A 13,805-nucleotide genomic window follows, 5' to 3' on the forward strand; every position below is an offset into this window, starting at 1 on the left:
GGAACGTCAAAATGAAGAAGAGACTGCTGGCTACCGCTATCGTTGGCGCCATGGGCGCCTCCGCCATGGCTCAGGCCGCCACCGTCTATGACCAGGATGACACCAGGCTGGACATCTACGGCCGCATCGCCATGGGGTTCGAAGGCGGTGGCACCAAATACTCGGGTGGGCAAGAAGTCCAAAACGGCGCCGAGTTCATCGACGTTTCCTCGCGCCTGGGTCTGCGCATGAGCCATCGGGTCAACTCCGACCTGACCGCCTTCGGCCATGTCGAGTGGCGCTTCCGCGGCGACGAGCGCACTGGTGGTGGCCGTACCAGCGATACTGACTACAGCGGGTTCTCTGAAACCCGCCAGAGCTATATCGGTCTGCGCAGCGCCTCCTTGGGTACCGTTCAGGCTGGCAACTTCGATTCCTTTTTCAAGGATGCCGTTACCAAGCCTTTCGACGTCTACATACTGGAAGGCTTCGAGTTCACCGGCCACTCGAAGCAGTCTCGCGGCGACTCCATCGGCTACATCACGCCGGACCTGAGCGGCTTCCAGGCCTTCCTGCAAGCCAAGCACTACAGCAGCCGGGGTAACTCAGTTGGCGATGAAGGCAGCACAACCGCCACTCAGGGTGGTGTGAAGTACGAAGCCGCTGGCCTTCGTTTGGCACTGGGCTTTGTCGACGATGTCATCGAAGGCGGCGGCAACGACGAAGTGTTGTGGGGGGCTACCGCTTCCTATGCCTTCAACGACGACTTCTCCGCTCGTCTGGGTTATGAAACCCGCAGCAACAACGACGATATCGGCAATAGCAACGGCTTCGACAAGTGGGGTCTGGGCATGACCTACGCGCTGGGTCAGTTGGCCTTCAATGCGGATGTCTACCGCATCAGCCCGGATGGCGATGCAGATAGCCGTACTGCCTGGGCCCTCGGTAGCTACTACAAGCTGTCCAGCAACTTCGATGTCTTCGCCGAGTTGTACGACTCCGACATCGACGAAAGGGTAGGTAACGACCCGTGGAACAAGGATGACATCTACTGGGCTGTCGGCGCCCGTTACCACTTCTAAGCACGACGAACGAGAGCCACCCGGCGTCACCCGGTTCGGGTGGCGCCTGGCCCGCCCGAGCTGGGCGCTCATCCCGATCCATTCACATGCCCACCCCAGACTAGCCTGTCTCCAGCCTCGATCTAAAACACCGATGACACCATCCCAACGACGCCTCCCAAGCTTGTTTTGCCTCCAACGTTGATGCCCTGGCTTGCCTCTCGTCCATCGGCGGGGCATGATGTGCGGGCTCATCGCTGCCAGGCAAACCTTACTGCCATTGCCTGCGGCACGCGGCCCTGGTGGGAGCGCCAGGACCGCTATGGCAGGGAAAAGTTCCGTCGGGGGAGTGGGCGTCGAAGGAAAACAGTGTTTTTTCTTATTGCGTTCCTATTTTTCCCGGTATAGAGTTCTACCTGCGAGCATTGGACTATAACAAGGCTTCGCTGCGGTCATGACCGGCCACCGGCCACTCCTGAGAAGGAATCGAGCCAAGCACGGCGGGACCCATGCCCGGCAAGCTACCTGCACCGATCACCGATCCGTGCAGTAACGATCGAAACAGTAAGCTAGTGAAAGGAACTATCGCGATGAAAAAGACACTGTTAGCGACTGCCATTGCCGGTGCCCTGGGCGCCTCCGCTGCCGCTCAGGCCGCCACCGTTTACGATCAGGACGGCACCCGCCTGGACATCTATGGCCGTATCGCCATGGGTATCGCCGGCGGTGGTCCGGAGTATGACAGCAATAACAATTACGAGCGTAACAGCGCCGAGTTCGTCGATGTCTTCTCTCGCCTGGGTCTGCGCATGAGCCACGAGGTAAGCTCCGACCTGACCGCCTTCGGTCATGTCGAGTGGCGCTTCCGCGGCGATGAGCGCACTGGTGGTGGCCGTACCAGCGATACTGACTTCAGCGGGTTCTCTGAAACCCGTCAGAGCTATATCGGTCTGCGCAGCAACACCTTCGGTACCTTCCAGGCCGGTAACTTCGACGCCTTCTACAAGGATGCCGTTACCGCGCCGTTCGATGTCTACATCGACCAGGGCCTTGAATTCCAGGGGCACCCGATCCAGTCACGCGGTGACTCCATCGGCTACATCACGCCGGACCTGAGTGGCTTCCAGGCCTTCCTGCAGGCCAAGCACTACAGCAGCCGTGGTACTAATCCGTCTGAGCCTGGTCAAGAAGACAACAGCGAAATTGCCACCCAGGGTGGTGTGAAGTACGAACTTGAGGGCCTTCGCCTGGCACTGGGTTACGTAGATGACCGTGATGGTCGTGCTGGCGGCTCCGGTGAGATGATCTGGGGTGCAACCGCTTCCTACGCCTTCAACGACAACTTCTCCGCTCGTCTGGGCTACGAAACTCGTGGCAACAATGACGATCAACTCGCCGCAGGTGGCAATGCCGCAGATTACGCCGGCTTCGATACTTGGGGGCTGGGTATGACTTACGCCCTGGGTCAGTGGGCCTTCAATGCCGATGTCTACCGTATCAGCGTTGATAACGAAGACCCGGACAACGGCTGGGACGATCGTACCGCTTGGGCTCTGGGTAGCTACTACAAGCTGTCGAACAACTTCGACGTCTTCGCCGAACTGTTCCAAGGTGACCAGCCGGACGTCACCATTGGCAGTGGCGGCATCGACACTGCCGACGGCGATGACATGTACTACCTGGTTGGCGCTCGCTACCACTTCTAATCGCCCTGCCTTACGGCAAGCGCTTAATAGAAGATACGTTGCTTTCAGCGACGACAGAACCGGCCCTTCGGGGCCGGTTTTCTTATTTCTTGCCACCATGGCGCCAATCCAGCCTCTTGATGCATGTCAAGAAAGATTTCGTTTCGTTGCCTTGAGTATCGTCCGGGCGGGACAGCGACGGCGGGGCGAGTCAGAATCGAAGCCTGTCGACTCATCAACGAGGAGAGGAGTGCGTTCATGATGCCTCAGACCGTGCCGCGGCCTGCGGCCGGCGCGGCCCGCTGCAAGCGCTGCATTCTGCATGCCCGCTGCCTTCCCCTCGGGCTCGAGCAGGATGCGCTGCAATCCTTCGATGCCATTCTCCAATTGCCGCGACCTCTCAAACGAGGCGAGACCCTGGTGCGCCAGGGCGATCCTTTCACCAGCCTGTACGTGGTGCGCTCCGGCTCGCTGAAGCAGAGCCTGGCCCAGGACGGGCAGCGTGGCCAAGTGCTCAACTTCTACCTGGCGGGCGAGATCGTTGGCCTGGATGGCATCGGCGAGCAGCGTTACCACAGCAGCGTGGTGGCGCTGGAAGCGACTTTCGTCTGCAAGCTGCCATTTACCCGGCTGGAAGATCTCGCCGAGCGTGTGCCCGGGCTGCGCGGGCAGCTCTACCGCTGCATGAGCCGTGAGCTGCGCAATGACCAGCGTATGCTGTGCCTGCTTTCGGGGCGCACCGCGGAGCAGCGTCTGGCCAGCTTCCTGATCGGGCTCTCCGAGCGTTTTCGCAGCCGTGGCTACTCGCTGTATCGTTTCCATCTGTCGATGTCGCGTTCGGACATTGCCAGCTACCTCGGCCTGGTGCTGGAAACCGTTAGCCGCACGCTGGCTCGCTTCCAGGAGCAAGGGATACTCAGCGTCAGCGGGCGGGAACTGGCGATTCACGACCACGAGGCACTGTCGATGCTGGCGTGGGAGAACTCGAGCGCCGGCGCTACATGACTTGGTTCGGCCCCGCCTGACGCTGCCTCAGCGGCTCCTGCATGACGTGCACCTTCTCAGTTGCGCGGGGGAAGTTGAGCGTCTCGGCGAGCGCCAGGAAATAACGTATGTGTCGTAATTCCATCGGGTGTATCTCTGTTATTTTAGTAATCGATGTCATCACTCGTTATCATGGAAATTAATCATTTTCATGAATTATTCGCACCGTTTATGTTCACACCCACGGGCAAATGGCCATCCTCGAGCGTGACATGCCGTGCTGCCGTGCTGGCGTGGTTCGCTCGCTTCACTCACGCGGAGCGAAAGCATGAAAATTGGGCGCGAGACAATTCCAAGGACCGCCATCAGTACCTCGAACGCCGACACCATCGTGGTGCGTGGCAAAGACCTCAGCGGCGAGCTGATCGGTCGGATCTCCTTCACCGATTACTTCCTGATGCTGCTCGACGGCCAGCCGACCAACGACACCCGGCGTCGGGTGCTGGACGCCACCCTGGTAGCCATCGCCGAGCATGGCCTGGTGCCCAGCGTGCAGGCCAGCCGCATGACCTATGCCGCCGCCCCCGAGGCGCTGCAGGGCGCAGTGGCTGCTGGGCTGCTGGGCTGCGGCTCGGTGATCCTCGGTGCTTCCCAGGCGGCGGGGGAGCTGTTCGCCGAGATCGTCGCTGAGATCGACGGGGGCAAATCCCTTGAAGCTGCCGTGCATGATGTCGTCAGCGCCCGTCGCGCCCGCCGTGAAGCGATTCCCGGTTACGGCCATCCATTGCACAAGGCGCGTGATCCACGGGTCGAGGCGCTGTTCTCCGTGGCGCGGGAGGCGGGCGCCGACCTGCGTTACGTGGAGATCGCCGAGGCCGTGGAAGGGGCCATCCCCGAGATCGTCGGCAAGCAGCTCAAGCTCAACGTCTCCGCCGCCATTCCCGCCGTGCTGCTGGGTGCGGGCTTTCCGCTCAAGGCGCTGCGCGGCGTACCGCTGCTGGCACGCACAGCCGGGCTGATCGCCCACCTCCTGGAAGAGTCCGAACAGCCCTGCGGCTTCGCGCTCTCCTACCAGGCGGCTCAGCGGGTTGAATACACTGGTGAGGTACCGCCGGGCTTCACCCAGGAAGGGGGGCAGTCATGAGCAAGGTACTCGAAGGCATCACCGTCATCGAGCAGGGCACCTTCATCACCGGCCCCGCCGCCGGGATGCTGCTGGGCGACCTGGGCGCCAACGTGATCAAGGTCGAAATGCCCGGCAAGGGCGACCCCTTCCGCGCCTTCAAGGGTGGGCTCTACAGCCCCCACTATCAGACCTACAACCGCAACAAGCGCAGCATCGCGCTCAACACCAAGGAGCCGGAGGATCTCGCCACCTTCGATGCGCTGATCCGTGATGCCGACGTCTACATCCAGAACTTCCGCCCGGGTACCGCCGAACGGCTGGGGGCGGGTGAAGAGCGTCTGCGCGAGCTCAACCCGCGGCTGATCTACTGTGCCATCAGCGGCTTCGGCAACGACGGCCCCTATGCTGGGCGCCCCAGCTACGACACCGTGGCCCAGGCCGCCAGCGGCTTTCTCAAGCTGCTGGTCAACCCGGAGAACCCGCGGGTGGTGGGGCCTGCGATGGCCGATGCGCTATCGGGCTTTTATGCCGCCTACGGTATCCTGGGAGCATTGGTCGAACGCGGCCGCACCGGCATAGGTCGGCGGGTCGATGTCTCGATGCTCGAGGCGATGTGTCACTTCAACCTCGATGCCTTCACGCACTATCTCTCCGAGAACGAGATCATGGGACCTTACAGCCGGCCACAGGTTTCCCAGTCCTACGTGGTGGAGTGCGCCGACGGCAAGTGGGTGGCGCTACACATGTCATCGCCCGAGAAGTTCTGGCAGGGGCTGGCCGATGCCATGGAGTATCCCGAGCTACTGCAGGACGAACGGTTCTCGACTCGCGAGGGCCGAATCGACAATCAGGAGCAGATGATCGAGGTGCTCCAGCAGGTGTTCCGGCGGCACGACCGCGCGGAGTGGTGCCGTCGTCTGGAGGCCGAGGACGTGCCTCATGCCCCGATGTACGACACCGACGAAGTGCTGCAGGACCCCCAGGTCAGGCATCTGCAGTTGGAGGTCAGCACCGAGCACCCCACGGTGGGCACCTTTCGCACCCTGCGCTCGCCGGTCTCCTATGACGGTATGAAGCCACTGGAGGTGACGGCGCCCCCGGTACTGGACGAGCATCGCGACGAAATACTCGCGGAAGTTAAGCGCCGCCAGCGTTGAAGGCCCTGTCTGAAGTAGCAAAGATGGAATGATATATAGCACTACATCAGTATGAGAGGAGATTAACTAAAAGTATTAAGCACGCCCAGAGGGATTGTGACGTGAGTAGACTCACAGCAATCCCTAAACACTTGATGTTTACAATTATAGGTATCGGTATGAAAACTACTATAAAGAAACTTGTTGCATGTGCTTCACTCGCTGTAGGCGTTGCAGCCATTTCAAGTGCCCATGCGCAGAATTTTCCAGACGGAGCTGTAACCATAGTCGTGCCTTTTGCAGCGGGTACTACCACCGATCAGACTGCGCGAATGTTGGGTGAGGTAATGGCCGAGGATCTTGGCCAGCCCGTGGTGATAGAAAATCGCGCGGGAGCTGGTGGTAGCATCGGGACCCAGCAGGTCGTTCAGTCTAATTCCGATGGCTATACTCTCTCGATGGGTACTGTAGGAACCTTGGCAATCAATAAGGCAATCTATCCTGACAACCCTTACGATCCCGAAAAAGATGTGACTCCTATAGCATTTGTTGGGTACACACCCACGTTGCTAGTCGTCAGTGGAGATTCAGATTTCCATTCTTTGGATGATCTGATAGCTAAAGCTGAGGATGGTGGAGTGATATTTGCTTCCGCAGGAAACGGAACTTCAGGCCATCTTGCGGGAGAGTTATTGAATATCCAAAGTGATGGCTCGATGATACATGTGCCATTTCGATCTGGAGCCGAAGGCCTGACAGCAGTGATGTCTGGTGAAGTTGACTTTATGTTTTACCATCCGGTTGCCGCATTGCCCAATATCGAGGCGGGCACGCTGAGAGCTATCGGTGTCAGTGGTGTAGCGGGCTCAAGTGTGGCACCTAACGTCCCTCCGATCGCAGAAACTTTCCCAGATTTTGACTTGGTTGCTTGGTTTTTGCTTGCTGGCCCAGCAGATATGGCAGATGACGTAACTGAGCGCCTGAGAGTTGCAGTCGAAAATAGCTTGGCATCCGAAAGAGTACGTGAGTACTTTGAAAGGACCGGTATCGAGTATGGTGACGTTGCTCCCGACAACTTGCGCCAGTTCATTTCGGATGAGGTTGCGAAGTGGGGAAATATCGCTGATAGCGCCCAGGCGCAGGCCGACTGAGAGCTAATGATTCATGCCTGACATGTTGTCAGGCATGAGTTTATTTTAAGGGTTGGTTTTCTTGATATTCCTGATGTGAGTAAAGATATGATAACAAGAACGCGAAAAAAAGACATGGGATTTTCTTGTCTTGTCTTGTTGTTTGGTCTTTTTGTTGCTTATTTGTCTACACGATTGTCAATGGGGAGTATGAGTAGGATCGGACCAGGTTTCTTTCCTCTCATTATAGGTGTTGTGATGGCAGTTCTGGGGTTGGTAAGCTTTTTTGATAGGCCTGAGGCTTGTCATGAAGATAAATTTAATTTCCGTGGGCTCGTTATGGTTGGTATGGCGATATTTGTTTTCGCCATTTTAATCGAACGCTTGGGGTTGTTTCCTGCCATTGTGGCGATGGTTTTTTTGTGTAACATGGGCGGAAAGAATTACCTCTCCGTTATGAGTCTGTTGGTGACGATATTTTTCTTGAATTTAGTTGGCTACCTCCTTTTCATAAGGCTTCTCCGTTTGCCTCTTGAGCTATTTTCGACAGGAATCTTAGGCTAATGGATATTCTTGATAACCTGATGCTAGGCGCACAAACTGCCTTTACGCCGGAAGCTCTTTTGTTTTGCTTCTCTGGAGTATTCATTGGTACTTTTGTAGGGGCGCTACCTGGTATTGGGCCAATGGTGGCTATTTCTGTAGTCTTACCCTTAACCTTTGGTCTAGAACCAGCCGTCGCGTTGATTATGCTGGCTGGTATTTTTTATGGAGCGCAGTATGGCGGATCCGTAACGGCAATTTTGCTCAATCTTCCTGGGACGCCATCTACTGCAGTAACCGCTCTTGATGGCTATCCAATGTCTCAAGGCGGGCGAGCGGGCCTGGCATTGTTCATCAATGCCGTGGCGTCATTCCTCGGCGGCTCTTTTGCCATTTTATTGGTCATGGGGTTTGCCCCGAGCATTGCGCGATTTGCATTGAATTTCAACTCAACCGAATACTTCTCGGTCATGCTGCTTGGGCTAGTGGCTGCCTCAACACTGTCCAACGGATCTACGATAAAATCCCTTGTCATGGTGGTTCTTGGGCTGGCTCTAGGCTTGGTTGGAATGGATCCAAATTCTGGTGTTCCTCGGTTTACATTCGGGATTATCGATTTCTATGATGGTATCAGTCTGATAGCTATTGCCATGGGTCTATTTGGTGTGGCAGAAATAATAAACAAGATGACTCAACCCGGTAGCATTGCTGCACAGCCCGTGGCGCATAAGGTACCTTTACGTGAAATGGTACCGTCGCGTGGTGAATTGCGTACACTATTCAGTCCCACCCTACGGGGTGCCTCCCTAGGTTCTATTATTGGTACATTGCCTGGGGCTGGGCCGAGCATCGCATCGTTTATGGCCTATGCGGTGGAAAAAAAAGTCAGCAAGAATCCTTCGAAATTTGGCAAGGGGGCCATCGAAGGGGTTGCTGCACCAGAGTCTGCCAACAATGCCTCTGTACAAGCTGCCTTCATACCCACTCTCAGCTTGGGTATTCCTGGCGACGTAGTAATGGCAATTCTGCTGGGGGCGATGATGATGCATGGAGTCACTCCCGGACCCCAGTTCATCACGAACGAGCCCGCTATGTTCTGGGGTTTGATTGTTAGTTTCTGGATAGGGAATCTATTGTTGCTGGTTCTCAATATTCCTATGATTGGGATTTTTATAAAGATTATGAAGGTGCCGGCCAGAATTCTGTACCCTACTGTTATTTTCTTTATTTGCTTAGGTTCCTACAGTGTTTCGAATAGTGTGTTCAATATATTTCTTACGTTGTTTTTTGGCGTGCTGGGTTATGTTTTGTTGCGTTTCCGATTCCATCCGGCACCTGTGTTGTTGGGGTTCATCCTAGGGCCTATGATGGAGGAGAATTTACGTCGTTCTCTGGTTATCTCTCGTGGCGACATTACAGTTTTTCTCGATAGGCCTGTGAGTGTGGTATTGCTCGGAATTACATTTTTATTGCTGATGATGCCTCTGATAAAAATAATTGTTAGAAAAGTAGTAGGCTTCGGTAATGTGGTCCATAAGTCATAGCTCTACAAGGGGAGAAAAATGATGCGACATACAGAGCCATTATCGGGCTTCGAGCAGGCGTGCACCAACTGTAAGCCTCGCCGGGGCAGGGCGTTGGCTGGGGTGGTATGAAGGACTTTCTGATAGACTGGCTCGCTTGATCGCCCCCTGATCTTGTGCGAGGAATGGCTGTGGAGCTTGTCTGGTTGGCCTATGTGGCCTTGGGTGGGTTGGTCGGTGTCATGGCCGGCCTGTTGGGCATCGGTGGTGGCGGCATCATGGTGCCGATACTGACCGCACTGTTCGTCATGCAGGGAGTGCCGCACGAACATTTGGCTCACCTGGCGCTGGGAACGGCCATGGCCGCCATCATTCCCGCTTCCATGGCGAGCCTTCTCTCTCACCGCCGCCATGGGGCAGTGCGCTGGGAGATCGTTCGCTACCTGACCCCCGGCATTCTGGTGGGAACCTTCCTGGCAACCTTCATTGCCGCCTTGCTGCCAACCCGGGGCCTGGCCATCTTCTTCGCCTGCTTCATGATTCTGATGTCGCTACAGATGCTGGCCAACCTCAAACCCAAGCCGACACGAAATCTTCCGGGGCCGGTCGGTCTCGGCGGCGCGGGGCTGGGGATCGGTGGCATCTCGGCGCTGGTCGCCATTGGCGGTGGCTCGCTCACCGTGCCGTTCTTGACCTGGTGTAACGTCAAGCTGCCCATGGCCATCGGTACTTCAGCCGCCGTGGGGCTGCCCATCGCGTTGGCCGGCGCCCTGGGCTACATGATCAATGGCTGGGGGACACCCGGCCTGCCGGATGCCGCACTGGGCTTCGTCTACCTGCCTGCGCTGCTGTTGATGGCGCCCTTCAGCATGCTGCTGGCGCCCGTAGGAGCCAAGCTGGCGCATCGCCTGCCGGTAGCGATGCTCAAGCGGATCTTCGCGGTCATGCTGATGGGGCTGGCGTTGCAGATGGTGTATACGGTCTTCACTGCCTGATATCGTCACTTTCGTTTCCTTGACGTCCTCTCCCGACTTTAGGCGGGGAAGGACGTCAACGTTCCCTTCTCTCCATGTCGCGCTCGGACATCGGTAGTTACGGCCTGGTGCTGGAAACCGTCAGCCGGGTGCGGGCGTGCTTCCTGGAACAGAGCGCCATCGCGGTAACCGGCCGCGAGCTGAACATCAGCGACATCGAGGCGCTCGAAGCGCCGGCGCAGCCTAGCGCCCCCACGACGCCTGCTTGACCACCTGACGGATGGTGTCGGCCATGAAGCGGCTGGCGGGGGAGCGCTGCGCCTGCTGAGACCACAGCAGCCCCGGCGTGCGTATCGGCGTCGGGCTCTCCAGCGGTATGGCCCGGATGCCGGGTTCGTCGCTCAGGGCGTTCTCCGCCACGATGCTGCATAGGTCGGTGCGTCTCACCAGCTCCACCATTGGCGAGATGGCGTTGAGCTCGGCGACGATCTGCGGCTGGGCTCCGGCCGCGGCGAAGCACTCGTCGAGCAACTGCCGGGTCGAGAAGTGCGGCGCCAGCAGCGTCATTCGCGCGCCGTTCAGCTCGACCATGCGCAGCCGCTTGCGTCGGGCCAGCGGGTGATGGCTGGCCACGATCAGCTTGAGTTCCTCGTTGTACAGCGGCTCGAAGCGCAGGCCCCGGGGAATGGCGGGGCGATAGGAAATGCCCAGGTCCAGATTGCCGTTGACCAGTCCCTCGCTAATCTGGTCGCCCGAAAGCTCCTCCACCACCACCTTGACCTGGGGCAGCCGCTGCATGAACACGGAAAGGCACAGCGGAATCAGTTGTACGTTGAAGCTGTGGGTGGCGGCGATGCGCAGCTCGCCGCGCAGGTCGTCGGGCGTCTCCTTGAGTGCCCCCATGGCCTGGTCGACCTGTTTGAGGATCGGCACCACGCGTTCGTGAAAGGCTCGTCCCGCCTCGGTGATCAATACCTTCTTGCCCTCACGGGCGAACAGCGGCTGCCCTAGCTCCTCTTCGAGTTGGCGTATCTGATGGGAGAGGGTGGATTGGGTCACGTGCACCCGTTCCGCCGCGCGGGTGAAGTTGAGAGTCTCGGCCAGGGCGAGGAAGTAGCGCATGTGACGCAGCTCCATGAAGCGGCTCCTATGATCGATGTCATCGCTGATAATGATGGAAATTTACCATTTTCATGAATCATTTGCGGGTCGTATGTTGTTTCGACGACGCGTTACATACCATGAGCGCGGATGCCGCCACGGCATGGTGCGCTTGAATCTGTCTCACGGAGCCAAAGCATGAAGATCGGGCGCGAGACAATTCCAAGAACCGCCATCAGTACCTCGGGCGCCGACACCATCTTGGTGCACGGCAAAGACCTCAGCGGCGAACTGGTCGGCCGGATCTCCTTCAACGATTACTTCCTGATGCCGCTCGACGGCCAGCCGACCAACGACACCATGACACAACGATAAACAACCGGCCGGGCGGCGCTGCCAGCCCGGACCGCACAGGAGCCCAGCCATGTTCGAATTGCCCAATAAAGACGACATCGTGCCCCATGGCATCCCACGGACCCCGAACGACATCACCGAGATCGTGCTCAAGGCGATGAGCCATACCAAGGACGACCGGCTGAGGGAGATCCTCACGGCGCTGGTTCGTCACCTGCACGCCTTCGGCCGCGAGGTGAAGCTGAGCGAGGAGGAGTTCATGGCCGCCATCAACGCCGTGACCCGGCTCGGCCATCTCACGCGGGATCGTCACAACGAAACCATGGTGATGTCCGACGCCCTAGGGTTCTCCACCTTGGTGATGATTCTCAATCAGGAGCGTGATCCGGAGCAGATCTCACCGGCCCTGCTGGGGCCCTTCTACAGCCGCAAGGACCCGGAGTACCCGCTCGGTTTCAACATATCCCGGGATACGCCGAAGGCGAGCGACACACCGCTGTTCGTCTCCGGCCGGGTGACGAGCCGCGACGGCACGCCGCTGTCGGGCGCCCTGGTGGAAGTGTGGCACGCCTCGCCGGAGGGCCTCTACGAGAACCAGGACGACTCCCAGCCGGCCCTCAACCTGCGCGGCAAGTTCCGCACCGACACTGAGGGGCGCTATCACTTCCGCACCATTCGCCCGGCCAGTTACCCGATTCCCACCCACGGCATCGTCGGTGAAATGCTCAAGGCGCAGAGCCGCCATCCGTATCGTGCCGCGCACTTGCATTTCACCGTTTCCGCCGAGGGACACCGGACCCTGGTGACGCAGATCTTTCCCAAGGATGATCCCTTCCTCGAATCGGACTGTGTGTTCGGCGTCACCAGCGCCGACCTGGCCATGGAATTTCCCATGCACGACGACGGTCGGGCGCCCGATCCCGATGTGCACGGTCCCTACTGCACGCTCGAGGTCGATTTCGACCTTTCCCCCGGGGTATCGCGGCTACCGGCATCGCCCATCGATTCCTGAACCGCGGCTCCCGCAAGGACGCCGCAGCATAACAACAACCCCAATACGAGACGCCAACGATGACACATCCCAAGCACAACACCGTCAAACCGTTCACCGTATCGCCGGTAAAGACCCTGGGCGTCATGACGCTGGCCGCGGCCCTGCTTCCCGCCAGTGCCAACGCGGTGGAGACCATCGACCTGACCGTGGGCTCGAGCCACCCGACCACCATCCCCTGGGTGGGCATGATTCCCGAGGTCTTCATTCCCAAGGTCAACGAGATCCTGGCGGAAGAAGGCGAGTACGAAGTGAGCTGGACGGAAGCCTACGCCGGCCAGCTCTACGGCACCAACGCCACGCTCACCTCGATCCAGGATGGCATCGCCGACATCGGCTGGGTATTCAGCTATCTCGAGCCATCGCGCATGCCGCTGGCCCAGATCAGCGCCTATACGCCGTTCACCACCAGTGACCCTGAGCTGATGCTCGACGTGATGAATGACCTGGTGCGCTCGGTAGAGGAGTTCCGCGCGGAGTGGGAGGATCACGACCTGGTGTTCCTCGGCGCGACCGCCTCGGATACCTACGACATCTACACCAACTTCCCGGTGGAGAGCCTCGACGACCTGGAAGGGGCGCGCATCTCCGCGCCCGGCGTGCTCGGCGTGTGGCTCGAGCCAGTCGGCGCGGTGCCCGTCGACGGCACCCTGGCGAGCTACTACACCGACATCCAGACTGGTGTCTCCCAGGGTGTGGTGGGGCTTGCCACGGGCAACCTGCCGGCGCGCATCTACGAGGTGGCGCCCTACGTCACCCAGGTCAATCTCGGCGTGGTCTTCTCCGGGGGGCTTGCCATCAATCGGTTCACCTGGGACGGCCTGCCGGAGCCGGTGCAGGAGGCCCTGAAGGAAGCTGGGGAGACCTACACCCGCGCCCACGGCCGCGACCTGGCCGAACGCTACGAGAGCTCGCTCGAGCGCATGGTCGAGCTGGGTGCCGATCAGAGCACGCCGGTGCAGGTCCAGGCGCTCTCCGACGCGGAGCGTCAGCAGTGGATCGACGGCATGCCCGGCCTGGCGCAGCAATGGGTCGAGCGCAACGAAGGGCGCGGCCTGCCTGCCCGGGAACTCCTCAATACCTACATGGATGCCATGCGCGAGCGTGGCCACGAGCCGGAACTGGCCTGGGACCGCAACTGATCGGCAACGCTCGGTC

The 13,805-nt window shown here is 58.9% G+C and carries 15 protein-coding genes; 13 read left to right on the forward strand and 2 right to left on the reverse strand.

Translation table 11 applies throughout. The features are described from left to right. Positions 1-11 precede the first annotated feature (11 nt). From HOP51_RS10370 to fnr, 3 genes are all read left to right on the forward strand, one after another. Entirely contained in the window at positions 12-1,061 is a 1,050-nt protein-coding gene (locus HOP51_RS10370; protein ID WP_234273837.1) for a porin, read from the forward strand. Positions 1,062-1,630: 569 nt separating this feature from the next. Beyond that, entirely contained in the window at positions 1,631-2,746 is a 1,116-nt protein-coding gene (locus HOP51_RS10375) for a porin (RefSeq protein WP_234273838.1), read from the forward strand. 237 nt (positions 2,747-2,983) lie between these two features. Then, positions 2,984-3,730: a fumarate/nitrate reduction transcriptional regulator Fnr gene (gene fnr / locus HOP51_RS10380; RefSeq protein ID WP_234273839.1), complete on the forward strand. Its 747-nt coding sequence runs from the start codon at positions 2,984-2,986 to the stop codon at positions 3,728-3,730. On the opposite strand, the gene HOP51_RS10385 is transcribed toward fnr, so the two are convergent. After that, positions 3,723-3,854 carry a hypothetical protein gene (locus tag HOP51_RS10385; RefSeq protein WP_407061798.1) on the reverse strand — a complete coding sequence of 44 codons (132 nt, stop codon included), beginning with the start codon at positions 3,852-3,854 and terminating at the stop codon, positions 3,723-3,725. The two genes, fnr and HOP51_RS10385, sit on opposite strands and share 8 nt — an antisense overlap. Before the next feature lie 183 nt (positions 3,855-4,037). Here HOP51_RS10385 and HOP51_RS10390 point away from each other — a divergent pair, with 183 nt between their 5' ends. The 7 genes from HOP51_RS10390 to HOP51_RS10420 all read left to right on the forward strand — a co-directional run bounded on the left by HOP51_RS10390 (position 4,038) and on the right by HOP51_RS10420 (position 10,410). Then, positions 4,038-4,853, forward strand: a complete 816-nt coding sequence (locus tag HOP51_RS10390) for a citryl-CoA lyase (protein WP_234273840.1) — start codon at positions 4,038-4,040, stop codon at positions 4,851-4,853. Further along, positions 4,850-5,992: a CaiB/BaiF CoA transferase family protein gene (locus tag HOP51_RS10395; RefSeq protein WP_234273841.1), complete on the forward strand. Its 1,143-nt coding sequence runs from the start codon at positions 4,850-4,852 to the stop codon at positions 5,990-5,992. Before HOP51_RS10390 ends, HOP51_RS10395 begins: the two co-directional genes overlap by 4 nt. Positions 5,993-6,093: 101 nt before the next feature. Further along, on the forward strand, positions 6,094-7,122 hold the full coding sequence (locus HOP51_RS10400; RefSeq protein WP_234273842.1) for a Bug family tripartite tricarboxylate transporter substrate binding protein: 1,029 nt from the start codon (positions 6,094-6,096) through the stop codon (positions 7,120-7,122). Between the two features lie 75 nt (positions 7,123-7,197). Continuing rightward, a complete protein-coding gene (locus HOP51_RS10405; RefSeq protein ID WP_234273843.1) occupies positions 7,198-7,665 on the forward strand; it encodes a tripartite tricarboxylate transporter TctB family protein in 468 nt (155 codons plus the stop codon). After that, complete coding sequence (locus tag HOP51_RS10410; RefSeq protein WP_234273844.1) at positions 7,665-9,188, forward strand: tripartite tricarboxylate transporter permease; 1,524 nt, start codon at positions 7,665-7,667, stop codon at positions 9,186-9,188. Before HOP51_RS10405 ends, HOP51_RS10410 begins: the two co-directional genes overlap by 1 nt. Before the next feature lie 164 nt (positions 9,189-9,352). Continuing rightward, positions 9,353-10,162, forward strand: coding sequence for a sulfite exporter TauE/SafE family protein (locus tag HOP51_RS10415; protein ID WP_234273845.1), 810 nt, complete (start codon positions 9,353-9,355; stop codon positions 10,160-10,162). Between the two features lie 74 nt (positions 10,163-10,236). After that, positions 10,237-10,410, forward strand: a complete 174-nt coding sequence (locus HOP51_RS10420; protein WP_234273846.1) for a hypothetical protein — start codon at positions 10,237-10,239, stop codon at positions 10,408-10,410. Here the strand turns inward: HOP51_RS10420 and HOP51_RS10425 are convergent. Further along, positions 10,385-11,278, reverse strand: coding sequence for a LysR substrate-binding domain-containing protein (locus tag HOP51_RS10425; protein ID WP_234273847.1), 894 nt, complete (start codon positions 11,276-11,278; stop codon positions 10,385-10,387). The genes HOP51_RS10420 and HOP51_RS10425 overlap by 26 nt on opposite strands. Positions 11,279-11,440: 162 nt before the next feature. On the opposite strand from HOP51_RS10425, the gene HOP51_RS10430 reads away from it, so the two are divergent. Genes HOP51_RS10430 through HOP51_RS10440 form a run of 3 tightly spaced genes read left to right on the forward strand, consistent with a single transcriptional unit; the run spans position 11,441 to position 13,789 of the window. Further along, on the forward strand, positions 11,441-11,617 hold the full coding sequence (locus HOP51_RS10430; RefSeq protein ID WP_234273848.1) for a hypothetical protein: 177 nt from the start codon (positions 11,441-11,443) through the stop codon (positions 11,615-11,617). Positions 11,618-11,666: 49 nt separating this feature from the next. After that, positions 11,667-12,608 (forward strand): dioxygenase family protein, encoded by a 942-nt coding sequence (locus tag HOP51_RS10435; RefSeq protein ID WP_234273849.1) that lies wholly within the window; start codon positions 11,667-11,669, stop codon positions 12,606-12,608. Positions 12,609-12,667: 59 nt separating this feature from the next. Then, positions 12,668-13,789, forward strand: a complete 1,122-nt coding sequence (locus HOP51_RS10440) for a C4-dicarboxylate TRAP transporter substrate-binding protein (protein ID WP_234273850.1) — start codon at positions 12,668-12,670, stop codon at positions 13,787-13,789. The last annotated feature ends 16 nt before the right edge of the window (positions 13,790-13,805 follow it).

Origin of the sequence: Billgrantia zhangzhouensis, from assembly GCF_021404465.1 — a bacterium.
GTDB lineage: Bacteria > Pseudomonadota > Gammaproteobacteria > Pseudomonadales > Halomonadaceae > Halomonas > Halomonas zhangzhouensis.